Source organism: Mycobacterium sp. IDUB_28, assembly GCF_055419285.1.
Genome location: NZ_JBVAXK010000003.1, coordinates 418,350 through 439,132 on the forward strand (window position 1 = coordinate 418,350; position 20,783 = coordinate 439,132).

Here is a 20,783-nt window from a genome sequence, read left to right on the forward strand (position 1 = left end):
GCGACGACGTGTGGTGCCGTGGACGGAGCTGCGCCGGTTAGCTGTTAGTCTCGTACACGGTTTGACGCGCTTGCATCGTGGCCGGTCCTACGTCCTGGCCTGCTGGTATTAGGCACGTGCATGCGGAATAACCCAGGAATGATCAGGAAAAGGACCCAGCCGGCCAATGCCGGTTGGCATGCCGCGACCAGAGTTCGGCTGCGCAGGAGGAAGAGTGCTTTCGGCTTTCATCTCATCGCTGCGGACAGCCGACCTGAGACGAAAGATCCTGTTCACGCTGAGCATCGTGGTGCTGTACCGGCTGGGCGCCGCGCTACCGTCTCCGGGTGTCAACTTCCCCAATGTCCAGCAGTGCATCAAGGAAGCCAGCGGCGGCCAGGCCGGACAGATCTATTCGCTGATCAACCTGTTCTCCGGCGGTGCGCTGCTCAAGCTGACAGTCTTCGCGGTGGGCGTGATGCCGTACATCACCGCGAGCATCATCGTCCAGCTGCTCACCGTGGTCATTCCCCGCTTTGAGGAACTCCGCAAAGAAGGTCAGTCCGGGCAGGCGAAGATGACGCAGTACACGCGTTATCTGGCGATCGCGCTGGCCATCCTGCAGGCCACCAGCATCGTGGCGCTGGCGGCGAACGGTGGCCTGCTCCAGGGCTGCTCGCTGGACATCCTTGCCGACCAGAGCATCTTCGCCGAGATCGTGATCGTGCTGGTGATGACCGCCGGCGCCGCGCTGGTCATGTGGATGGGCGAGCTGATCACCGAACGCGGGATCGGCAACGGCATGTCGTTGCTGATTTTCGTCGGCATCGCCGCCCGCATTCCCGCTGAGGGCAACCAGATCCTGCAGAGTCGCGGCGGCATGATTTTCGCCGCCGTGCTGGGAGCCGCGCTGCTCATCATCGTCGGCGTGGTGTTCGTGGAACAGGGCCAACGACGCATCCCGGTGCAGTACGCCAAGCGCATGGTGGGCCGGCGAATGTACGGCGGAACGTCGACGTACCTGCCACTGAAGGTCAACCAGGCCGGCGTCATCCCGGTCATCTTCGCGTCCTCGCTGATCTACATCCCGAACCTGATCACCCAGCTGGTGCGCAGCGGCGGCGCCGGGAGCGGGCACAGCTGGTGGGACAAGTTCGTCGGCAGCTATCTGTCAGACCCGAGCAACCCGGTCTACGTCGGCATCTATTTCAGCCTGATCATCTTCTTCACGTACTTCTATGTGTCGATCACCTTCAATCCGGACGAACGTGCCGACGAAATGAAGAAGTTCGGCGGCTTCATTCCCGGTATCCGTCCCGGCCGACCGACCGCCGACTATTTGCGTTATGTGCTGAGCCGCATCACCCTGCCGGGCTCGATCTACCTCGGCGTGATCTCCGTGCTGCCCAACGTGTTCCTACAGATGGGCAACAGCGGGGGGATCCAGAATCTACCCTTCGGGGGTACCGCGGTGCTGATCATGATCGGCGTCGGGTTGGATACGGTCAAACAAATCGAGAGTCAGCTCATGCAGCGCAATTACGAAGGATTCCTCAAGTGAGAGTTGTTTTGCTCGGGCCGCCGGGGGCGGGCAAGGGGACGCAGGCCGAGAAGCTGGCGCAAAAACTGGGCGTTCCACATATCTCCACCGGGGACCTGTTTCGCAGCAACATCAAAGATGGCACCAAGCTGGGCCTGGAGGCCAAACGGTATCTGGACGCGGGCGACCTGGTGCCCTCCGAGCTGACCAACCAGCTCGTCGATGACCGGCTGGACGACTCGGACGCGGCCGACGGCTTCATTTTGGACGGATACCCGCGCTCGGTGGCGCAGGCCGAGGCGCTGCACGACATGCTGCAGCGGCGCAACACCGACGTCGATGCGGTGATCGAGTTCCGGGTGTCCGAGGAGGAGCTGCTGAAGCGGCTCACCGACCGGGGCCGCGACGACGACACCGAAGAAGTCATCCGCAACCGGTTCAAGGTCTACCGCGAGGAGACCGCGCCGCTGCTGGATTACTACAGCGACGAGCTCAAGACCGTCGACGCCGTGGGCTCCCTGGACGAGGTGTTCGCGCGCGCACTGCAAGCCCTGGGCAAATAGCCCATGGGTGCCCTGGCACGGCTGCGGGGCCGCCGAGTGGTGCCGCAGCGCACCGCCGATGAACTCGACGCGATGGCCGCGGCCGGAGCCGTCGTCGCAGCCGCGTTGCGCGCCGTGCAATCCGCCGCTATGGCCGGCGTCTCCACCCTGGCACTGGACGAGATCGCCGAATCGGTGATCCGCGATGCCGGGGCGGTCCCGTCCTTCCTGGGCTACCACGGCTATCCTGCCTCGATCTGCGCATCGGTCAACGACCGTGTCGTGCACGGGATCCCGTCGGCCGCCGAGGTACTCGTGCCGGGCGACCTGGTGTCCATCGACTGCGGTGCGATCCTGGACGGCTGGCACGGCGACGCGGCCGTCAGCTTCGGGGTGGGCGCCCTGATCCCCGCCGACGCAGCACTGTCGGAGGCGACCCGGGAGTCGCTGGAGGCCGGCATCGCGGCGATGGTCATCGGGAATCGGTTGACCGACGTCTCACACGCCATCGAAACGGGCACGCGCGCCGCCGAGGTCCGCTACGACCGCGCGTTCGGAATCGTCGAGGGATACGGCGGGCACGGCATCGGCCGGCAGATGCACCTGGACCCGTTCCTGCCCAACGAAGGCGCGCCGGGCCGGGGCCCGTTACTCGCCGACGGTTCGGTGCTGGCGATCGAACCGATGCTGACGCTGGGAACCGGTAAGACATCCGTTCTCGACGACAAATGGACGGTCATCACCGTCGACGGCTCCCGTGCGGCGCACTGGGAACACACGGTCGCGGTCACCGAGGCGGGGCCGCGGATCCTGACCTTGTGAAGCCGTCCGCGCCCGCTGGTGGGGCTGGCTAGGCCGGTTGTTGCCCTTGGGGTAAGAAAGGGGCGTGGCCGACTCCCAGAAGCGCGATCCGATCGCTGCGGCACGGACCAATTGGGAACGGGCCGGCTGGGGTGAAGTCTCGGGGGGCATGGTCGCAGTGACGTCGGTGATGCGGGCCCACCAGATCCTGCTGGCGCGCGTCGAAGCGGCGCTGCGTCCCTACGACCTGAGCTTCTCCCGCTACGAACTGCTGCGCCTACTGGCGTTCAGCCGCACCGGGGCACTGCCGATCACCAAAGCTTCCGACCGGTTGCAGGTGCACGTCACCAGCGTCACCCATGCGATCCGGCGCCTGGAGGCCGACGGTCTGGTGCGACGGGTGCCGCATCCCACCGATGGACGCACCACGCTGGTGGAAATCACCGACCTCGGCCGATCCACCGTGGAGGACGCCACGGTCACGCTCAACGAGCAGGTGTTCGCCGACATCGGGATGGCCGCCGACGAATCGCAGGCGCTGGTGTCGTCGATCGAGACGTTGCGGCGCAACGCCGGTGACTTCTAGGTCCGCAGTTGTTCGATGATCGCGCTGAAGTCCTTGCTGGGGTGTGTGGCGGCGAATTCGGCGTAGATCTGTGCCGCGTGCGTGCCCAACGGCGCCGCCGCACCGGTCGAAGCGACCGCGTCCATCGCCAGTCCCAGGTCTTTGTTCATCAGCGCGGCAGCGAAGCCGGGCTTGAAGTCGTTGTTGGCGGGTGACGTTGGAACCGGCCCTGGCACCGGGCAATTGGTGTGCACCGCCCAGCAGTTGCCGGTCGCGCCGGTGATCACGTCGAACAGTGACTGCGCTTCCAGCCCGAGTTTCTCGGCGAGCACGAACGCCTCGCCGATGGCGATCTGCTGCACGGCCAGCACCATGTTGTTGCACAACTTGGCGGCCTGGCCTGCTCCGGCCGCGCCACAGTGGATGATCTTGCCCGCCATCGGTTCCAGCACCGGACGAGCCCGATCCAGGGCGTCAGCTTCGCCGCCGACCATGAAAGCCAGCGTCCCGGCCGCGGCGCCCTTGACGCCACCGGACACGGGTGCGTCGAGTTGCTGCATACCGTGTGACCCGGCCAGCCCGTGGGCCTCGCGGGCGTCGTTCACCGAGATCGTGGAGCTGTCGATGAACAACGCCCCGGCTCGCGCGGCCGGCAGCACTTCGCTGTAGCAGAGCTTCACCACGTCACCGTTGGGCAGCATGGTGATCACGACATCGGCGTCGGCTACCGCTTCGGCCGCGGTGCCGAACAGGGTCACGCCCTTGTCGGCGGCGGCGCCGGCAACTGCGGACACCGGGTCGAAGCCGCGCACAAGGTGGCCTGCGTCAAGCAGATTGGCCGCCATGGGGCCGCCCATGTTGCCGAGCCCCAGGAACGCGATCGCGAGACGTGTTGTCATAGTGCCCTTCTAGGCGCTGGCCCGGAAACGTGCGGCTTCGGCCCGGCCGACGACCACACGCATGATCTCGTTGGTGCCCTCCAGGATTCGATGCACCCGCAGATCGCGCACGATCTTCTCCAGACCATACTCGCGCAGATAACCGTAGCCACCGTGCAACTGCAATGCCTTATCGGCGACCGTGAAGCAGGTGTCGGTGACGTACAGCTTCGCCATCGCGCACAGCTCCACCTTGTCCTCGGCGTCGGCGTCCAGCGCACTTGCGGCCCGCCACAACATCATTCGTGATGTCTCGAGCCCGGTCGCCATGTCCGCGAGGGTGAACCGGATGGTGGGTTCGTCGAGCAGTGCCGAGCCGAACGCCTGCCGGTCGCGCACATAGGCGCCCGCTTTGTCGAATGCGGACTGCGCGCCGCCCAGCGAGCACGCCGCGATGTTCAACCGGCCGCCGTTGAGGCCGTTCATCGCGATGCCGAAGCCGGCGCCTTCGCCGTCGGCGCCGCCCAGCATGGCATCGGCCGGCACCCGCACTCCGTCGAGCACCACTTGGGCGGTGGGTTGAGAATTCCAGCCCATCTTCTGTTCCATCGCACCGAAACTGAGCCCCGCAGCGTCCTTTTCGACGATGAACGCCGAAATGCCGCGGGGGCCTTCGCTCCCGGTGCGCGCCATGACGACGTACACGTCGGAGGTGCCGGCGCCGGAGATGAATTGCTTGACGCCGTCGAGCACGTAGTCCGAGCCTTGTTTCACTGCGCGGGTGCTCAGTGCGCTGGCATCGGAACCGGCGCCGGGCTCGGTCAGGCAGTAGCTGGCGATGGCGTCCATCGACGCCAGGCGCGGCACCCATGCCTTGCGTTGTTCCGCGGTGCCGTAACGGTCGATCATCCACGCGCACATGTTGTGGATCGACAAGAACGCAGCGGTCACCGGGTCGGCGATCGCCAATTGTTCGAAGATGCGCACTCCGTCGAGGCGCCGCAACCCGCTGCCGCCGACGTCGTCGCGACAGTAGATCGCCGCCATGCCGAGTTCGGCTGCATCGCGCAGTACGTCAGTCGGGAAATGCTTGGTGGCATCCCATTCCAGGGCGAAGGGGGCCAGCCGTTTGTCGGCGAACGCGGCTGCCGTCTCGGTGATAACCCGCTCTTCGTCATCAAGGGTAAACATGAGCTACCGCTAATCCATTGTGGGAATTGAGAATTCGGCGCCGTCCTTAATGCCCGACGGCCAGCGCGACGTCACGGTCTTCACCTTGGTGTAGAACTGGATCGACGCGGTCCCGTGCTGGTTGAGGTCACCAAAACCGGATCGCTTCCAGCCGCCGAAGGTGTGGTAGGCCACCGGAACCGGGATCGGCACATTGACCCCGACCATGCCCACCTCCACCCGCGACGTGAAGTCGCGCGCGGAATCGCCGTCACGGGTGAAGATGGCCACCCCGTTGCCGTACTCGTGCTCGGTGGGCAACCGCAGGGCCTCTTCGTAGTCGTGGGCGCGCACGATGCACAGCACCGGGCCGAAGATCTCGTCGGAGTAGATCGACATGTCGGTGGTGACGTGGTCGAACAGGGTGGGGCCGATGAAAAAACCGCCCTCGAGGTTCGCGTCGCCGAAAGTCAGGTCGTCACTGGCCCGCTCGCGGCCGTCGATGACAAGCTCGGCGCCGGCCTCCACGCCCTGGTTGATGTAGTCGCGCACCCGGTGCAGCGCGGCTTCGGTGACCAACGGGCCGTAGTCGGCCTTGGGGTCCAGACTGTGTCCGACGCGCAGGTTGTTGATCCGCTCAATCAGCCTGGCGCGCAGGCGGTCTGCGGTCTGCTCGCCGACCGGGACCGCTACGCTGATCGCCATGCACCGCTCGCCGGCGCTGCCGTAACCGGCGCCGATCAGTGCATCGACGACCTGGTCGAGGTCGGCGTCCGGCATGACGATCATGTGGTTCTTCGCGCCGCCGAAGCATTGTGAACGCTTGCCGTTGGCTGCGGCCGTCGAATAGATGTAGTGCGCGATGTCGGAACTGCCGACGAAACCCACCGCCTTGATGTCCGGGTGATGCAAGATGGCGTCGACAGCTTCTTTGTCGCCGTGCACCACCTGGAAGACCCCGGGCGGCAGACCGGCCTGGGTGAACAGCTCGGCCAGTCGCAACGGAACCGACGGGTCGCGCTCACTCGGCTTGAGCACGAACGCATTTCCGCATGCGAGTGCCGGGCCGGCCTTCCACAGCGGGATCATCGCCGGGAAGTTGAACGGGGTGATGCCCGCGACGACACCCAGCGGCTGGCGTAGCGAGTACACGTCGATGCCGGGGCCGGCGCCTTCGGTGTAGTCGCCCTTGAGCAGATGCGGGATGCCGATGCAGAACTCGATCACCTCGATACCGCGCTGGACGTCACCCTTGGCGTCGGCGACCGTCTTGCCGTGCTCGAGCGACAGCAATTCGGCGAGCTCGTCGATGTTCTGATTCACCAGGTCGATGAACCGCATCAGCACGCGGGCGCGCCGCTGGGGATTCCAGGCGGCCCAACCCTTTTGGGCCTCCTTGGCCGATGCGACGGCGGCATCGACATCGGCCTGGGAGGCCAGCGGCAGTGTCGCCTGGACCTCGCCGGTGCTCGGGTTGAGCACGTCGGCGGTGCGGGTGGACTGCCCGGCGGTGCGCCGGCCGTCGATGAAGTGCGGAATCTGTGTGGTCATGTGGTCCCTGTCAGGAGAGGGATGGTGGATACTTGCATATCCTAGTAAATCGGATTCAGCGTTGGCAAACCCCGGGAGATGGGCGGCTGGCGGGGAGTCCGTAGCGGGCGTATACTCGAACATATGTTCGATTCAATGTCTGCGTCCGCGCTGGGCGGCGGTGCCGGCGAGGCCGATCTGATCGCGAGCATCACCGCCCTGGAACAGCTCAAAAGCCGGGCCGCCGCCGAACAGGCACGCCTAACAGCTGAATTGATAACTGCCCGGCGCGCGGCTGAAGCTGCGGCCGGGGTGCCCACCCGCAAGCAGTGCCGCGGGCTGGCCGGTGAGGTCGCGTTGGCCCGGCACGACTCGCCGGCCCGTGGGGGCCAGCACCTCGGTTTCGCCAACGCACTGGTCCACGAGATGCCGCACACTCTGGCCGCGCTATACGCCGGGGTGTTGTCGGAATGGCGCGCCACCTTGATTGTGCGCGAATCGGCGTGCCTGGATGTCGAGGATCGCCGCACGCTCGACCGCGAATTGTGCGCCGACGCCACGGAATTGCAGGGGATGGGCGACACGCGGGTGAGTGCGGCGGCCCGGGCCATCGCCTACCGCCTCGATCCGCATGCGGTCGTCGATCGCGCCGCCAAGGCCGAGAAAGAGCGCACTGTGACCATCCGGCCCGCGCCGGACACCATGACGTGGGTCAGCGCCCTGCTGCCCGTTGCGAAGGGGGTCGGGGTCTACGCCGCACTGCGCCGCGCCGCCGACACTACGTTCGACGGGCGCTCCCGCGGCCAAGTCATGGCCGACACCTTGTTCGAGCGGGTCACCGGGACGCCCGCCGACGTGCCGGCGCCGGTCGCGGTCAACATGACGATCTCCGATGAGGCGTTGCTCGGGGACGAACCCAGCGCCGCCGTGATCGACGGCTACGGGCCGATCCCGGCCGCGGTGGCGCGCAACCTCATCAACAGCGCGCTGGCCGATACCAGGTCCCGGGCCACCCTGCGCCGCCTCTACGTCCGACCTCAGACCGGCGCCCTGGTCGCGATGGAGGCGCGCTCGCGCGCCTTCCCTCGCGGGCTGGCCCACTTCATCGGGCTACGCGACCAAACCTGCCGCACCCCCTACTGCAACGCCCCCATCCGCCACCGTGACCATGTCCGGCCGTGGCAGCGGGGTGGCCCCACCTCCGCCGACAACGGCCAGGGCCTGTGCGAATACTGTAACTACGTCAAAGAGTCGGCCGGTTGGACCGTGGCCACGGCGACCGGCGAAAACCAGAGGCACACAGCCGAATACACCACACCCACCGGAGCCCACTACCACTCCACGGCGCCGCGGCCACCTGGTTATCCCCGACTCGACTCGTTGCTGGATCTGCACGCCGCCTAGGCAAGAGTCCGGATGAATTGCTGCGTCTCATCCCAGGTGGGCAGCAAGCCGGACTCGCGCACCTCGTCGAAGCTGGGGGCTACCGCGTCGCGGTCGGACAAGCTGGGAGCGGCGCCGTCCACCAGCGGCCAGTCGATGGCCAGCACGGGGTCGGTGGCGCGGATGGTGTGCTCTCGCTGCGGGTTGTACTCCGCCGAACACAGATACATCACCGTCGAATTGTCTTCCAGGGCAAGGAAACCGTGGCCGAGACCCTCGGAGATGTAGACCGTGTTGTGCACACGGGAGTCCAGGCGGACGGCGTCCCACTGCCCGAAGGTCGGTGAACCGATCCGGATATCGACCACCACGTCGAAGATGGCACCGGTCAAGCAGGTCACATACTTGGCCTGGCTGGGTGGCAGCTGGGCGAAGTGCAGACCCCGCAAAGCTCCCGCCGACGACACCGAGCAGTTGGCCTGCTTGATGTCCAGACTGTGGCCGGTGAATTCCCGGAAGCCGCGGTCGGTCAGCCATTCGAAGAACAGCCCGCGGGAATCAGGATGGATTTTCGGGGTGATCTCCCAGGCGCCAGGGATCTTCAGTTCGCGCGCTTCCATGTCACTGACCACGCTCTGCGTATCGGGCCTCGGCGGCATCTTTGACCGGGCGCCACCACGATTCGTTGGCCCGATACCAGTCGATGGTGGCTTGCAGTCCTTCTTCGAAATCGGTGTGCTTTGGCGCCCAACACAATTCGGTGTTGAGCAGCGTCGGATCGATGGCGTACCGAAGATCGTGGCCAACGCGGTCGGTCACGTGGTCGAAGTCGTCGGGGTCGCGACCCATCATGCGCAACACCGTGCGCAGGACCGTCAGGTTGTCGCGTTCACCCTCCGAGCTGATCAGGTAGGTGCGGCCGATCTGACCTTTCTCCAGGATGCTGCGCACCGCGCTGTTGTGGTCCTCGACGTGTATCCAGTCCCGTACGTTGGCCCCCGCGCCGTAGAGCTTGCACCGACGGCCGGTGAGCACGTTGGTGATCTGGCGGGGGATGAACTTCTCGATGTGCTGATACGGACCGTAATTGTTCGAGCAGTTGGACAGGGTTGCGCGCACGCCGTAGGACCGCACCCAGGCCCGGACCAGCATGTCGCTGCCGGCCTTGGTCGCCGAGTACGGGCTCGACGGGTTGTACGGCGTGGATTCGGTGAACCGCTGGGGATCGCCCAGTTCCAGGTCGCCGTACACCTCGTCGGTGGAGATGTGGTGCAACCGGACTCCGTGGCGCCGCACCGCCTCCAGGATGGTGAACGTGCCGATCACGTTCGTGTGCAGGAACGGCTCCGGATCATCGAGTGCGTTGTCCACATGGGATTCGGCGGCGAAGTGGACGACGGCGTCGGATTCGGCCACCAGCGACGAGACCAGCTCAGCATCGCAGATATCGCCTTCGACGAACCTGATGGCGTCGGCCACGTCGGCCAGCGACTCCCGCCGGCCGGCGTAGGTCAGCGAGTCGATGACGGTCACCGAATCCTCGGGGTGTTCGCGCACGGTGCTGTGCACGAAGTTCGCGCCGATGAAGCCCGCCCCTCCGGTGACCAGCAGTCGCATGGGGCCAACCCTAATGGGTGAGGCTCAGCGCTCCAGCCAGTTCGCCGAGGACCGGTATCAGCTGCTCGGGACGCGAGGCACCCAGGACCTGGACCGCGACGTGGTCAGCACCGGCGTCGATGTGCTCGTTTAGGCGCCGCGCGATCGCGTCGGGGGTGCCGTAGGCGACCAGCGCGTCGATCAGCCGGTCGCTACCAGGCTTGCGCACGTCGTCCTCGGTGAAGCCCAGCCGCAGCCAGTTGTTCACGTAGTTGCTCAGGCCGAGGTAGAAGTCGACGAACTTGCGGCCCACCGCGCGGGCCTCGGCCGCGTCGGTGGTCAGGACGACCTTGTGCTCCGGCGCCAGAAATACGGTGTTGCCCACCAGATGCCGTGCCTTGCCGGTGTGTTCAGGCGTTGTCAGGTACGGATGCGCACCCGCGCTGCGTGCGGCGGCCAGTTCCAGCACCCGCGGGCCGAGCGCCGCAAGCACCCTGCGACTCGTCGGCACCAGCGCATTGTCCAGCGCGTCGAGGTAGGACACCAGCGCGTCATACGGCTTCTGGTACTGCTCGGTGTGTTCGGGATGACCCACTCCGACCCCGAGCAGGAACCGACCTGGATAGGCGGATTCGATGCGCTGATAGGACGCCGCGACCTCGGCGGCCGGCGCCGTCCACACATTCACGATCCCGGTGGCCAGCTGCAGCGAACTGGTCTCGGCCAGCGCGGGTTCGACCCAGGCCAGGTCGGCGTCCGGGGAAGCGCCGATCCACGCCCCGCCATAGCCTAGGGATTCGATCTGGGCCGCCAACTCCGGTTCCAGGACCGGGAGCCCAGCCATACGCCGAACCGCCCCAAATCAGGTTTGAGTGAAACTGAGCCAGTCATCTAGCCCCCTATACCCGTTCGAGCCCGAGCGCCCCGGCCAATTCGGCCAGGGCCGGGACAAGGTTCTCATTCCGGGTCAGAACCTGGACGGGGACGTGGTCGGCACCGGCGTCGAGGTGCTCGCGCAGCCGGGCGGCGATCGCATCGGTGGTCCCGTACGCGACCACCGCGTCCACCAGCCGGTCGCTGCCCGGCTTGGCGACATCGTCGTCGGTGAAACCGAGTCGCTTCCAGCTGTTCAGGTAGTTGGCGAGATTGAGATAGATCTCGAGGGCCTTACGTCCCACCGCTCGCGCTTTCTCGGCGTCGGTGGTGAGGATGACTTTGTGTTCGGGCGCCAAGAACGCCGACGGCCCGATCAGCTCGCGCGCCCGCGCGGTGTGTTCGGGCGTGGTCAGGTACGGGTGTGCCCCGGCGCTGCGCTGCGCGGAAAGCTTGAGCACCCGCGGACCCAGTGCGGCCACCACGCGGCGGTGCGCAGGCACGCCGTGCTCGTCGAGCTGATCCAGATACTCGGTCAGCGCGTCGTACGGCTTGCGGTATTGCGCGTGTGCCTCGGGATGGCCGACACCGATGCCCAGCAGGAACCGGCCCGGGTAGGCCTTGTCGATCCGGTGAAACGATTCGGCAACCGGTCCGGCCGGCGCAGTCCAGATGTTGACGATGCCGGTGGCCACCTGCAGGGTGCTGGTCGCCGCCAGGATCGGTTCCACCCAGTCCAGTTCGGCGGGCGGAGAGCCGCCCACCCAGACCGCGCCGTAGCCCAACGCTTCGATCTCCCTGGCTTGCTGCGGCGTGACGCCGCGTCCGAACGATCCGAATCGGGACAGGTCGGGTTTGCTCTGAGCTGAATCCGTCATGACGGGTCCAACCTGTGCGCTGACCGGCCCTATTCCGGGTTCGGGCGCTGATCTGCAGCGTTTTGCGTCGGGGGCGGCGAAGCGGGTATCGTGGACCAACGGTGCGGCGTCCGTGCCGACTCTTGGCGTGCCCTATCTGAAATTTCTTCCGGGAATTTCCATCATCGGTTCACGTTTTGCAGTTCGGACGAATGCTGCGCCCAACCAGGTGCACGGAACCAAAAGTAGAGGATCGTCAAAGCGTAATGGCCAAGAAGGACGGTGCCATAGAGGTCGAGGGTCGCGTGGTCGAACCCCTGCCGAATGCGATGTTTCGCATCGAGCTGGAGAACGGCCACAAGGTGCTCGCCCACATCAGCGGCAAGATGCGGCAGCACTACATTCGTATCCTGCCCGAGGACCGGGTGGTGGTGGAGTTGTCTCCCTACGACCTGTCCCGTGGCCGCATTGTGTACCGGTACAAGTAGCGCACTGACATTGAATAGCAAGCCCAGAGGAAGAACAGGACCGAGACTGCCGTGAAGGTGAACCCGAGCGTCAAGCCGATCTGTGACAAGTGCAGGGTGATCCGTCGGCACGGACGGGTCATGGTGATCTGCCAGGACCCGCGCCACAAGCAGAGACAAGGTTAGTCAGGGCTTCGGCCCAACAACTGAATGCAGACCTCCCAGTTCCACTGAGCGGATAGGCCGTTCAACACGTCCGGACGGAGGCCGGACCCCGTCGCCCAGAACCTTCTGGGCAGGGAACGGACTGGGAAAAGACCTCCGCTGAGAAAGAGGAAACGCCACCTATGGCTCGACTAGTAGGCGTCGATCTGCCGCGCGACAAGCGCATGGAGATCGCGCTGACCTACATCTTCGGTGTGGGTCGCACCCGCTCGAACGAGATCCTTGCTGCCACCGGCATTGACAAGGACCTGCGCACCCGAGACCTCACCGACGACCAGCTGACCCAGTTGCGCGACTACATCGAAGCCAACCTGAAGGTGGAGGGTGACCTGCGCCGCGAGGTGCAGGCCGACATTCGCCGCAAGATCGAGATCGGTTGCTACCAGGGCTTGCGGCACCGTCGCGGCCTACCGGTGCGCGGCCAGCGGACCAAGACCAACGCGCGGACCCGCAAAGGCCCCAAGCGCACCATCGCCGGCAAGAAGAAGGCCAGGTAACCCCGAATGCCACCAGCAAAGAAGGCAGCCGCAGGCCCGAAGAAGGGGCAGAAGACCCGTCGTCGGGAAAAGAAGAACATCCCGCACGGTGCCGCCCACATCAAGAGCACGTTCAACAACACGATCGTGACCATCACCGACCCGCAGGGCAATGTGATCGCGTGGGCCTCGTCGGGTCACGTCGGCTTCAAGGGGTCGCGTAAGTCGACTCCGTTCGCCGCTCAGCTGGCCGCGGAGAACGCCGCGCGCAAGGCCCAGGAGCACGGCGTCAAGAAGGTCGACGTCTTCGTGAAGGGCCCGGGATCGGGCCGCGAGACCGCCATCCGGTCGTTGCAGGCCGCCGGCCTCGAGGTAGGCGCGATCTCCGACGTCACCCCCCAGCCGCACAACGGCTGCCGCCCGCCCAAGCGCAGAAGGGTCTAGAAAACCATGGCACGTTACACCGGACCCATCACGCGCAAGTCGCGCCGGTTGGGCACCGACCTCGTCGGCGGCGACCAGTCCTACGAGAAGCGTCCCTACCCGCCCGGCCAGCACGGCCGCGCGCGGGTCAAGGAGAGCGAATACCGTCAGCAGCTGCAGGAGAAGCAGAAGGCCCGCTTCACCTACGGCGTGATGGAGAAGCAGTTCCGCCGCTACTACGAAGAGGCGACCCGGCATTCCGGCAAGACCGGTGAGGAACTGCTGAAGATCCTGGAGAGTCGGCTCGACAACGTCGTGTACCGCGCCGGGCTGGCCCGGACCCGGCGGATGGCCCGTCAGCTGGTCACCCATGGCCACTTCACGGTCAACGGTGTACGCGTCGACGTGCCCAGCTATCGGGTGTCGCAGTACGACATCATCGATGTGCGGGACCAGTCGGTGAACACGGTGCCGTTCCAGATCGCGCGGGAGACCGCGGGCGACCGGCCCATCCCGAGCTGGCTGCAGGTGGTGGGGGAGCGGCAGCGCATCCTGATCCACCAGCTGCCCGACCGTGCGCAGATCGACGTCCCGCTCGCCGAGCAGCTGATCGTCGAGTACTACTCGAAGTAGCGAGAGACTTCTGGTTCGGCAGCCGCCGGAACGGAACCCAAACGGCATCAAATAGCGGGTGCCGAGAAGGAGATAGAGAAACACCATGCTGATTTCTCAGCGCCCCACCCTGTCCGAGGACATCCTCACCGACAGCCGGTCCCAGTTCGTCATCGAACCGCTGGAGCCGGGTTTCGGTTACACGCTTGGCAATTCGCTGCGTCGTACGCTGCTGTCGTCGATTCCCGGCGCGGCCGTCACCAGCATTCGCATCGACGGTGTGCTGCACGAGTTCACCACCGTGCCCGGAGTCAAGGAAGACGTCACCGACATCATCCTGAACCTCAAGAGCCTGGTCGTCTCGTCCGAAGAGGACGAGCCGGTCACCATGTACCTGCGCAAGCAGGGTCCGGGTGAGGTCACTGCCGGCGACATCGTGCCGCCGGCCGGCGTCACCGTGCACAACCCGTCGATGCACATCGCCACCCTGAACGACAAGGGCAAGCTGGAGGTCGAGCTCGTCGTCGAGCGCGGCCGCGGCTACGTGCCGGCCGTGCAGAACCGCGCCTCGGGTGCCGAAATCGGCCGTATCCCCGTCGATTCCATCTACTCACCGGTGCTCAAGGTGACCTACAAGGTGGACGCCACCCGTGTCGAGCAGCGCACCGACTTCGACAAGCTGATCCTCGACGTGGAGACCAAGAGCTCGATCACCCCGCGTGACGCGCTGGCCTCAGCCGGTAAGACGCTGGTCGAACTGTTCGGTCTGGCACGCGAACTCAACGTCGAGGCCGAGGGCATCGAGATCGGGCCGTCGCCGGCCGAGGCCGACCACATCGCGTCGTTCGCGCTGCCCATCGACGATCTGGATCTGACCGTGCGGTCCTACAACTGCCTCAAGCGCGAAGGCGTGCACACCGTCGGCGAACTGGTCTCGCGCACCGAGTCCGACCTGCTCGACATCCGCAACTTCGGTCAGAAGTCCATCGACGAGGTGAAGGTCAAGCTCCACCAGCTGGGCCTCTCGCTCAAGGACAGCCCGCCGAGCTTCGATCCGTCCGAGGTCGCCGGGTACGACGTCGCCACCGGCACCTGGTCCACCGAGGGTGCCTACGACGACCAGGACTACGCGGAAACCGAACAGCTCTAACTCAATCTCGTCCCGGTCCTACCTGATACGGGGGCCGGCCCCACCTAGGAGAAGTCGCAATGCCCAAGCCCACCAAGGGTCCTCGCCTCGGCGGGTCGTCCTCGCACCAGAAGGCGATTCTGGCCAACCTGGCCACGTCGTTGTTCGAGCACGGCCGGATCAAGACCACCGAGGCCAAGGCGCGGGCGCTGCGACCCTACGCGGAGAAGCTGGTCACCCACGCCAAGAAAGGCACGCTGCACAATCGGCGTGAGGTGATGAAGAAGATCCGCGACAAGGATGTGGTGCACACGCTGTTCGCCGAGATCGGCCCGTTCTTCTCCGACCGCGACGGCGGTTACACCCGCATCATCAAGGTCGAGCCGCGCAAGGGCGACAACGCACCGATGGCTGTGATCGAGCTGGTGCGGGAGAAGACGGTGACCTCGGAGGCCGACCGGGCGCGCCGGGTCAAGTCGTCCAAGAAGTCCGAGGCACCCGAGGCGGCGGCCGCGGCACCGCAGGCTGCGGTGGAGCCGGAGGCAGTGGACTCCTCGGCCGATGAGGCTGCCGCGGAGACCGAGGACGCACCCGAAACCGCGGCCGTGGCGCCGCAGGGCGGGCTCGAGGAATCCGAAGAGGCTCCCGAGAATTAGTGGGCTCGTCCGTCTGAGGCTCGATATCGCCTATGACGGAACCGATTTCGCGGGCTGGGCGGCACAGGCGGGTCAGCGCACGGTCGCCGGCGTCCTTGACGACGCGCTGACGACCGTGTTCCGCACGCCGGTGCGGTTGCGTGCTGCCGGGCGCACCGACGCCGGGGTGCACGCGGTCGGACAGGTCGCCCATGTGGACGTGCCTGCGGACGCGGCGCCCAACGCCTACTCGCGAACCGCTCCGTCCGGGGACCCGGAGTTCCGGGCATTGGTGCGGCGGCTGGGCCGGTTCCTGCCCGCCGACGTACGCGTGCTCGAAATAGCCCGTGCGCCGGCAGGTTTCGATGCCCGGTTCTCGGCGCTGCGGCGCCACTACGTCTACCGGTTGTCGACGGCGGTCTACGGTGTGGTGCCGCAGCAGGCGCGTTTCATCACCGCCTGGCCACGCGAGCTGGACATCGACGCGATGGCCGTCGCCTCGCGAGGTCTGTTGGGGTTGCACGACTTTGCCGCATTCTGCCGGCGCCGCGAAGGCGCGACGACGATCCGGGAACTGCAGCGGCTGGACTGGACGCGGGCTGGGGATCTGGTCACCGCGCGGGTCAGCGCGGACGCCTTCTGCTGGTCGATGGTGCGCTCATTGGTGGGGGCGCTACTGGCGGTGGGCGAGCACCGACGAAATCCCGACTGGTGCGTCGAAATGCTCACTGCGACAAGTAGATCCAGCGATTTCGCGGCGGCACCGCCGCAGGGCCTGACCCTGGTGCAGGTGGACTATCCACCCGCCGACCAACTCGCGGCGCGGACGCTGATCACCCGCGATCTGCGGTCCAGCTAGAGTTTCCCGGCCACAAACGCGGCAGCCTGATCGATGAGTCCGGAGCTGAGGTAGGAGGGCTGCAGGTGCGCCGGCCAGCTGGTGCCTCTGCCGCAGATGGGGTCGCCCGGCGCGCACTGGTCGATCGTCTTGGCGGCGTAGGCGGGGGCGATTCCCCGGGTGCCGTTGCCGAACAACGCGACCGCCGCCACGTGCTGGTCCATGCCCGGCGCCATCCGGCAGCACGTCGCGACATCGGCCACCTCCGCGCCCAGCGAATAACCGCCAAGCACCTCACGGGTGTTGGGGCAACTCTTGGCCATCGACTGCACGTGACCGCTCATGTCGTTGGCGCCGCTGTCGACGCTGATGTTGGCGGGATAGTTCACCCCGTAGACACCGATCGACTTACTCGTCTTGGAACGTAGCGAACTGACGAGAGCATCGCCGATCTGACCGACCCCCGGCGGCTCTTCGCGTCCCCGGGCGAAGACGACCTCGGCATCCGGACAACCTGCCGCCACGGCAGGAGTCGCGGCGAGCACGGACGCGAACGGGAGCAGTGCAACAGCTACAAAGACGGCCAACCGGCCGATCGACACACGCCTCATGATCCGATGCTACGGATACTTCGGCAGTGGGTCAGTGGACCTGTACGCCGGTCCCGGGCGAACTCACGATAGAACCGGGCGCAGGTGCTACCGGTACGGGCGACGGGACTGTGCTCGGTGATCCCGGCACCAGCGGTGCGGGGGAGGCGGGAAACAACGGGCTGTTGCCCGGGAGCTGGCTGGGCAGGTGCGGCGTGGTCCCCGCCATCAGCTTGTTCGCCACGAAGGAGGCAGCCAGGGTCGTGTAGGTCGGGACATAGCCCTCGGTGTGCCCGGTCCACTCGTTTCCGGCCCCGGCGTGGCAGATCGGGTCGATCGGGTTGCAGTAGTCGACGGCCTTGGCGCCCAGCAGCGGGCTCAGCGTCGGCAACGATCCACCGGACCGGTCGGCGACGTCGCCGAAGGTGACCACGGCCGCGACGTTGGCGGCGTACTCAGGCGGCAGCGCACTGCCCCAACTGATGCCACCGATCGGCACGCCGGCGACGATGTCCATCACCGATGCGCCCTGCGAATAGCCACCCAGCACGATCTTGGTGCTCGGGCAGGACGACGCCGTCGACTTGACGTGCGAAATCACGTCGTTAGCGCCGTCGCCGCCGTGTAGCTGCAACTTGCTGGCGGCGTAGTTGACGCCGTAGGTGCGGATGTTCAGGCCGCTGGTCTGCTGACGCAACGATTGCACGAACGCATCACCCACCCGGCCCATGCCGACCGGCTCGTTGGTTCCCCTGGCGAAAACCACCTCGGCGTCCGGGCAGTCGGCCGCCGCGGCCACCGGAACCGTCGCAGCAGGAGAGACGAGTGTCGCGGCGATCAATGCGCCGACGCCCACTCCGGCCTGACCGGCTGAGCGGAGGAATTGCTGAAGCACGCCGGAATTTTACCCGCAGCCGGGTCGGGCAAAACCCTCGTGGCTGTGGATGAACGGCGTAGGCCTACCGGTCCGCGACCTAACGTAGACGGCGATTCGGCAACATTCCGGGAGATCAAGTGCCGCCCCAAGCGTCGACCTGGCTGCACGCCAGCGGCCACCGATTCCTGCTGCGACGCATCGAATGCGCGTTGCTGGGCAGGGATCCGCGGTTGGTCGGCGGGCCGCCGCGCGCCCAGGCCGCTGCGTTGACGGGTGGCTGCGCGCTGGCCGTTGTCGCGGTTGTGGTTTGCGCAAGTCTGGCTTTGCTACGGCCGCAGGTCGACCTCGGGGACGCTCGAATCGCGATGGGCAGGACGTCCGGTGCGTTGTATGTGCGGGTCGGCGACACCTGGCATCCGGTGCTGAACCTGGCCTCGGCGCGGTTGATCGCGGCAGTGGACGCCAATCCGACGCCGGTGCCGGAGTCTACCTTGATCGCTGTCAAACATGGTGCGCTGCTGGGCATTCCAGGTGCGCCGCAGATGTTGACGCCGCCGCTGTCGCCGGACGAGTCGGTCTGGACCGTCTGTGACAGTGACGATGCTGCGACTACGACGGTGTTGGTCGGCCCGGTACCGGCATCGGCACCGCGCCGCCTGGAACCTGACCGGGCCGTGCTGGCGACGGCTGGGTCGGATTCGCCGGTATATCTGCTCTACCGTGGACGTCGCGCGGTGGTGGACCTGGCTGACCCCGCGGTGCTGCGTGCTGCGGGACTGTCCGGCCAAGCTCCGCGCCGGGTTTCACCGCTTTTGCTCAATGCCATCCTGGAGGTGCCGCCCATCGCCGTCCCGCGGATCCGCCGTGCGGGCGGGCCCGCCGGGTCCTGGTTGCCGGGATTCGCGGTGGGAAGTGTGTTGCGGATCACGCGCGCCTCGGGTGACGAGCATTACGTCGTGCTCGACGCGGGAGTCCAGCGAATCGGTCGTTTCACCGCGGACCTGCTGCGGTTCAGCGATTCGCAGGGCACCGCGGGGGTGATCGCGGTGGCCCCCGATGTGATCCGGGCGGCTCCGCTGGTGCACACGCTGCCCGTGGCCGGCTTTCCTGACGAGACACCGCACCTCTCCGGCGACACCACGGTGTGCGCAACATGGCAGCCTGCGCGCTCGGGTCCAGCCGACAGCACCGTGCTGATTGGCAGCGGTCTGCCGCCGGGTCGTGCGGTCAGCCTGGCGCAGGCCGACGGCCGCGGGCCCGCAGTCGACGCCGTCCGGATTCCGCCCGGCCGCACCGCGTACGCGGTCGGGCAGGTCCTCGGCGGGAGCGGGCCGGCCTACGGCACCCGCTACCTGGTGACCGATACCGGAGTGCGGTTTGCGATCCACGACGACGATGCCGCTCGTGCCCTCGGGCTGCCGGCGACCGCCGCACCCGCGCCGTGGCCGGTGCTGGCGGCCTTGCCGGGCGGACCGGAACTGAGCAGAGAGCAGGCGTCAGTGGCGCGTGACACCATCGGCACGGGCGCGCCGTAGCCGGCCGGTCACCACCGTCACCAACAGCGCCAGGAGACAGGCCGCCGCGCCGCCGAACGCGGTGGTGCGGGGACGGCTGTCCGACGGTTGCCGGGTTTGGATAGCTGGTAGGTCGATGTGTGTCGGTGCCGTGCCGGCGGTCGGTGGGGTGGCGGCGGTGCTGATCGCGGCCAGGGCGTCGACAGTGCCGTGACCGACCAGCGGATCCCAGCCGGCGGGTGGATGATGTGCCGTCGACTCGATGCGTTGCATGACCTGGCGTGCGGTCATCGTCGGGAACCGGGCCCGGATCAGCGCGGCCACCCCGCTGACCACTGGCGCGGCATAGCTGGTACCCGACAGCGGCGTGGCGTCGGTGCTGTTCACCAGCCCGTCGGTGACCGGACTCAACGAGGTGACGCCCTCGCCCGTCGCCGCGACATCGACCCAGGGCCCGGCCAGGGTGAACGACGACGGCGCGCCCTGGGAGTTCACCGAGCCGACCGTCAGTACGTATTCGTCGTACCAGGCCGGACTGACCACCACCGCCACGGTGTCCCGGGTGGCACCGGGGGGTTGCGGTGGGCACTGGGCCGGTCCGCCGCTGTTACCTGCCGCCGCGACAACGACCGCGTTCTTGACGTCCACCGCATAGGCCAGGGCCGCCCCCAGTGCGCGGTCGTCGATCTTGTCCGCGGCGGCCACGCATGCGACCGACGAGATGTTGATGACCGAGGCGCCTAGGTCGGCGGCGGTCCGCACGGCCTTCGCCAGGGTCTGGACGTCGCCGACGCCCTGCCGCGACCGGTCGCTGACCGCAGCGAACTTGGAACTGGACTGTCGGATGCTGATCAGCGTGACATCGGGCGCGATGCCGCTGAACGTATCTGCCTTATCTGTTGTGGCAGCGATGATTCCGGCCACCAGCGTGCCGTGTGCGTCACAATCCTGGGTGCCGTCACCGAGGGACACGTAGTCACCGCCGGCCGCCAGATCCTTCAGGCGCGGGTGCCGCCGGACGCCGGTATCGATGACCGCGACGCGCTGCCCAGCGCCGCGGGTCAGTTGCCAGAGCTGGGGCAGGTCGAATCCGGTGAACTGGGTTGGCTGCTCAACCTCGCCCAGCGCGGCTACTTCGCACACCTCCCGCTGCACCGTACGCTGTGACGGCGCCGGCAATGCCGCAGTGGGCAGCCATTTTTCGTCGATCGGTGGCGGCGAGACCGCATATGCCGGAGCTATCTGATACGGCAGCGTCACTGCTGCCGCCAGCAGCAGACCCG

Annotated in this window: 23 protein-coding genes and 1 pseudogene; 14 read left to right on the forward strand and 10 right to left on the reverse strand. The window is 66.7% G+C overall.

Annotation, left to right across the window (positions count from 1 at the left end; genetic code table 11):
• Positions 1-214 precede the first annotated feature (214 nt).
• The 4 genes from secY to ACZYZ9_RS08825 all read left to right on the forward strand — a co-directional run bounded on the left by secY (position 215) and on the right by ACZYZ9_RS08825 (position 3,448).
• Positions 215-1,540, forward strand: a complete 1,326-nt coding sequence (gene secY, locus ACZYZ9_RS08810; protein WP_463825863.1) for a preprotein translocase subunit SecY — start codon at positions 215-217, stop codon at positions 1,538-1,540.
• Positions 1,537-2,082 carry an adenylate kinase gene (locus ACZYZ9_RS08815; RefSeq protein WP_463825864.1) on the forward strand — a complete coding sequence of 182 codons (546 nt, stop codon included), beginning with the start codon at positions 1,537-1,539 and terminating at the stop codon, positions 2,080-2,082. The genes secY and ACZYZ9_RS08815 overlap by 4 nt, the downstream gene beginning before the upstream one ends.
• 3 nt (positions 2,083-2,085) lie before the next feature.
• Entirely contained in the window at positions 2,086-2,883 is a 798-nt protein-coding gene (map, locus tag ACZYZ9_RS08820) for a type I methionyl aminopeptidase (RefSeq protein WP_463825865.1), read from the forward strand.
• Between the two features lie 64 nt (positions 2,884-2,947).
• On the forward strand, positions 2,948-3,448 hold the full coding sequence (locus ACZYZ9_RS08825) for a MarR family winged helix-turn-helix transcriptional regulator (protein WP_463825866.1): 501 nt from the start codon (positions 2,948-2,950) through the stop codon (positions 3,446-3,448).
• On the opposite strand, the gene mmsB is transcribed toward ACZYZ9_RS08825, so the two are convergent.
• The 3 genes from mmsB to ACZYZ9_RS08840 are packed head-to-tail and all read right to left on the reverse strand — an operon-like array spanning position 3,445 to position 7,026.
• Complete coding sequence (gene mmsB, locus ACZYZ9_RS08830; protein ID WP_463825867.1) at positions 3,445-4,326, reverse strand: 3-hydroxyisobutyrate dehydrogenase; 882 nt, start codon at positions 4,324-4,326, stop codon at positions 3,445-3,447. The genes ACZYZ9_RS08825 and mmsB overlap by 4 nt on opposite strands.
• Positions 4,327-4,335: 9 nt before the next feature.
• Positions 4,336-5,496, reverse strand: a complete 1,161-nt coding sequence (locus ACZYZ9_RS08835) for an acyl-CoA dehydrogenase family protein (protein WP_463825868.1) — start codon at positions 5,494-5,496, stop codon at positions 4,336-4,338.
• Positions 5,497-5,505: 9 nt separating this feature from the next.
• On the reverse strand, positions 5,506-7,026 hold the full coding sequence (locus ACZYZ9_RS08840; protein ID WP_463825869.1) for a CoA-acylating methylmalonate-semialdehyde dehydrogenase: 1,521 nt from the start codon (positions 7,024-7,026) through the stop codon (positions 5,506-5,508).
• 123 nt (positions 7,027-7,149) lie between these two features.
• Here ACZYZ9_RS08840 and ACZYZ9_RS08845 point away from each other — a divergent pair, with 123 nt between their 5' ends.
• The gene (locus ACZYZ9_RS08845; protein ID WP_463825870.1) at positions 7,150-8,409 is read left to right on the forward strand and encodes an HNH endonuclease; all 1,260 of its coding nucleotides are present in this window, start codon (positions 7,150-7,152) and stop codon (positions 8,407-8,409) included.
• On the opposite strand, the gene ACZYZ9_RS08850 is transcribed toward ACZYZ9_RS08845, so the two are convergent.
• The 4 genes and pseudogenes from ACZYZ9_RS08850 to ACZYZ9_RS08865 form a co-directional block, all read right to left on the reverse strand.
• Positions 8,406-9,008 carry a dTDP-4-dehydrorhamnose 3,5-epimerase family protein gene (locus ACZYZ9_RS08850; protein WP_463825871.1) on the reverse strand — a complete coding sequence of 201 codons (603 nt, stop codon included), beginning with the start codon at positions 9,006-9,008 and terminating at the stop codon, positions 8,406-8,408. The genes ACZYZ9_RS08845 and ACZYZ9_RS08850 overlap by 4 nt on opposite strands.
• A 1-nt stretch (position 9,009) precedes the next feature.
• Positions 9,010-10,005, reverse strand: a complete 996-nt coding sequence (gene rfbB / locus ACZYZ9_RS08855; RefSeq protein ID WP_463825872.1) for a dTDP-glucose 4,6-dehydratase — start codon at positions 10,003-10,005, stop codon at positions 9,010-9,012.
• A gap of 10 nt (positions 10,006-10,015) precedes the next feature.
• Positions 10,016-10,875: pseudogene (locus tag ACZYZ9_RS08860) on the reverse strand (LLM class F420-dependent oxidoreductase).
• Positions 10,876-10,883: 8 nt separating this feature from the next.
• On the reverse strand, positions 10,884-11,735 hold the full coding sequence (locus ACZYZ9_RS08865) for an LLM class F420-dependent oxidoreductase (RefSeq protein ID WP_463825873.1): 852 nt from the start codon (positions 11,733-11,735) through the stop codon (positions 10,884-10,886).
• 245 nt (positions 11,736-11,980) lie between these two features.
• Here ACZYZ9_RS08865 and infA point away from each other — a divergent pair, with 245 nt between their 5' ends.
• From infA to truA, 8 genes are all read left to right on the forward strand, one after another.
• A complete protein-coding gene (gene infA / locus ACZYZ9_RS08870; RefSeq protein WP_003418601.1) occupies positions 11,981-12,202 on the forward strand; it encodes a translation initiation factor IF-1 in 222 nt (73 codons plus the stop codon).
• 51 nt (positions 12,203-12,253) lie between these two features.
• A complete protein-coding gene (gene rpmJ, locus ACZYZ9_RS08875) occupies positions 12,254-12,367 on the forward strand; it encodes a 50S ribosomal protein L36 (protein WP_003886927.1) in 114 nt (37 codons plus the stop codon).
• Between the two features lie 161 nt (positions 12,368-12,528).
• Positions 12,529-12,903 (forward strand): 30S ribosomal protein S13, encoded by a 375-nt coding sequence (rpsM, locus tag ACZYZ9_RS08880; RefSeq protein WP_463825874.1) that lies wholly within the window; start codon positions 12,529-12,531, stop codon positions 12,901-12,903.
• Positions 12,904-12,909: 6 nt separating this feature from the next.
• A complete protein-coding gene (rpsK, locus tag ACZYZ9_RS08885) occupies positions 12,910-13,326 on the forward strand; it encodes a 30S ribosomal protein S11 (protein WP_463825875.1) in 417 nt (138 codons plus the stop codon).
• Positions 13,327-13,332: 6 nt separating this feature from the next.
• Positions 13,333-13,938, forward strand: a complete 606-nt coding sequence (gene rpsD / locus ACZYZ9_RS08890; RefSeq protein ID WP_463825876.1) for a 30S ribosomal protein S4 — start codon at positions 13,333-13,335, stop codon at positions 13,936-13,938.
• Positions 13,939-14,023: 85 nt separating this feature from the next.
• A complete protein-coding gene (locus tag ACZYZ9_RS08895) occupies positions 14,024-15,067 on the forward strand; it encodes a DNA-directed RNA polymerase subunit alpha (RefSeq protein ID WP_055579866.1) in 1,044 nt (347 codons plus the stop codon).
• Positions 15,068-15,126: 59 nt separating this feature from the next.
• A complete protein-coding gene (rplQ, locus tag ACZYZ9_RS08900; protein ID WP_463825877.1) occupies positions 15,127-15,702 on the forward strand; it encodes a 50S ribosomal protein L17 in 576 nt (191 codons plus the stop codon).
• Complete coding sequence (gene truA / locus ACZYZ9_RS08905; protein ID WP_463825878.1) at positions 15,608-16,540, forward strand: tRNA pseudouridine(38-40) synthase TruA; 933 nt, start codon at positions 15,608-15,610, stop codon at positions 16,538-16,540. The genes rplQ and truA overlap by 95 nt, the downstream gene beginning before the upstream one ends.
• On the opposite strand, the gene ACZYZ9_RS08910 is transcribed toward truA, so the two are convergent.
• Together ACZYZ9_RS08910 and ACZYZ9_RS08915 are read right to left on the reverse strand one after the other, a co-directional pair.
• A complete protein-coding gene (locus ACZYZ9_RS08910; RefSeq protein WP_463825879.1) occupies positions 16,537-17,130 on the reverse strand; it encodes a cutinase family protein in 594 nt (197 codons plus the stop codon). The two genes, truA and ACZYZ9_RS08910, sit on opposite strands and share 4 nt — an antisense overlap.
• A 31-nt stretch (positions 17,131-17,161) precedes the next feature.
• Positions 17,162-18,004 carry a cutinase family protein gene (locus ACZYZ9_RS08915; RefSeq protein ID WP_463825880.1) on the reverse strand — a complete coding sequence of 281 codons (843 nt, stop codon included), beginning with the start codon at positions 18,002-18,004 and terminating at the stop codon, positions 17,162-17,164.
• Between the two features lie 119 nt (positions 18,005-18,123).
• On the opposite strand from ACZYZ9_RS08915, the gene eccB reads away from it, so the two are divergent.
• Entirely contained in the window at positions 18,124-19,521 is a 1,398-nt protein-coding gene (eccB, locus tag ACZYZ9_RS08920; protein ID WP_463825881.1) for a type VII secretion protein EccB, read from the forward strand.
• On the opposite strand, the gene mycP is transcribed toward eccB, so the two are convergent.
• Complete coding sequence (gene mycP / locus ACZYZ9_RS08925) at positions 19,483-20,778, reverse strand: type VII secretion-associated serine protease mycosin (RefSeq protein WP_463825989.1); 1,296 nt, start codon at positions 20,776-20,778, stop codon at positions 19,483-19,485. The genes eccB and mycP overlap by 39 nt on opposite strands.
• Positions 20,779-20,783: the final 5 nt, after the last annotated feature.

Bases quoted from the DNA above. Each gene is read 5' to 3' on its own strand.
- map (WP_463825865.1), top strand. From the start codon at position 2,086: ATGGGTGCCCTGGCACGGCTGCGGGGCCGCCGAGTGGTGCCGCAGCGC.
- ACZYZ9_RS08865 (WP_463825873.1), bottom strand. From the start codon at position 11,735: ATGACGGATTCAGCTCAGAGCAAACCCGACCTGTCCCGATTCGGATCG.
- mmsB (WP_463825867.1), bottom strand. From the start codon at position 4,326: ATGACAACACGTCTCGCGATCGCGTTCCTGGGGCTCGGCAACATGGGC.
- ACZYZ9_RS08895 (WP_055579866.1), top strand. From the start codon at position 14,024: ATGCTGATTTCTCAGCGCCCCACCCTGTCCGAGGACATCCTCACCGAC.
- ACZYZ9_RS08850 (WP_463825871.1), bottom strand. From the start codon at position 9,008: ATGGAAGCGCGCGAACTGAAGATCCCTGGCGCCTGGGAGATCACCCCG.
- rpsM (WP_463825874.1), top strand. From the start codon at position 12,529: ATGGCTCGACTAGTAGGCGTCGATCTGCCGCGCGACAAGCGCATGGAG.
- rpsK (WP_463825875.1), top strand. From the start codon at position 12,910: ATGCCACCAGCAAAGAAGGCAGCCGCAGGCCCGAAGAAGGGGCAGAAG.
- rfbB (WP_463825872.1), bottom strand. From the start codon at position 10,005: ATGCGACTGCTGGTCACCGGAGGGGCGGGCTTCATCGGCGCGAACTTC.
- infA (WP_003418601.1), top strand. From the start codon at position 11,981: ATGGCCAAGAAGGACGGTGCCATAGAGGTCGAGGGTCGCGTGGTCGAA.
- ACZYZ9_RS08840 (WP_463825869.1), bottom strand. From the start codon at position 7,026: ATGACCACACAGATTCCGCACTTCATCGACGGCCGGCGCACCGCCGGG.
- rpsD (WP_463825876.1), top strand. From the start codon at position 13,333: ATGGCACGTTACACCGGACCCATCACGCGCAAGTCGCGCCGGTTGGGC.
- ACZYZ9_RS08845 (WP_463825870.1), top strand. From the start codon at position 7,150: ATGTTCGATTCAATGTCTGCGTCCGCGCTGGGCGGCGGTGCCGGCGAG.
- rplQ (WP_463825877.1), top strand. From the start codon at position 15,127: ATGCCCAAGCCCACCAAGGGTCCTCGCCTCGGCGGGTCGTCCTCGCAC.
- ACZYZ9_RS08910 (WP_463825879.1), bottom strand. From the start codon at position 17,130: ATGAGGCGTGTGTCGATCGGCCGGTTGGCCGTCTTTGTAGCTGTTGCA.
- ACZYZ9_RS08835 (WP_463825868.1), bottom strand. From the start codon at position 5,496: ATGTTTACCCTTGATGACGAAGAGCGGGTTATCACCGAGACGGCAGCC.
- truA (WP_463825878.1), top strand. From the start codon at position 15,608: ATGAGGCTGCCGCGGAGACCGAGGACGCACCCGAAACCGCGGCCGTGG.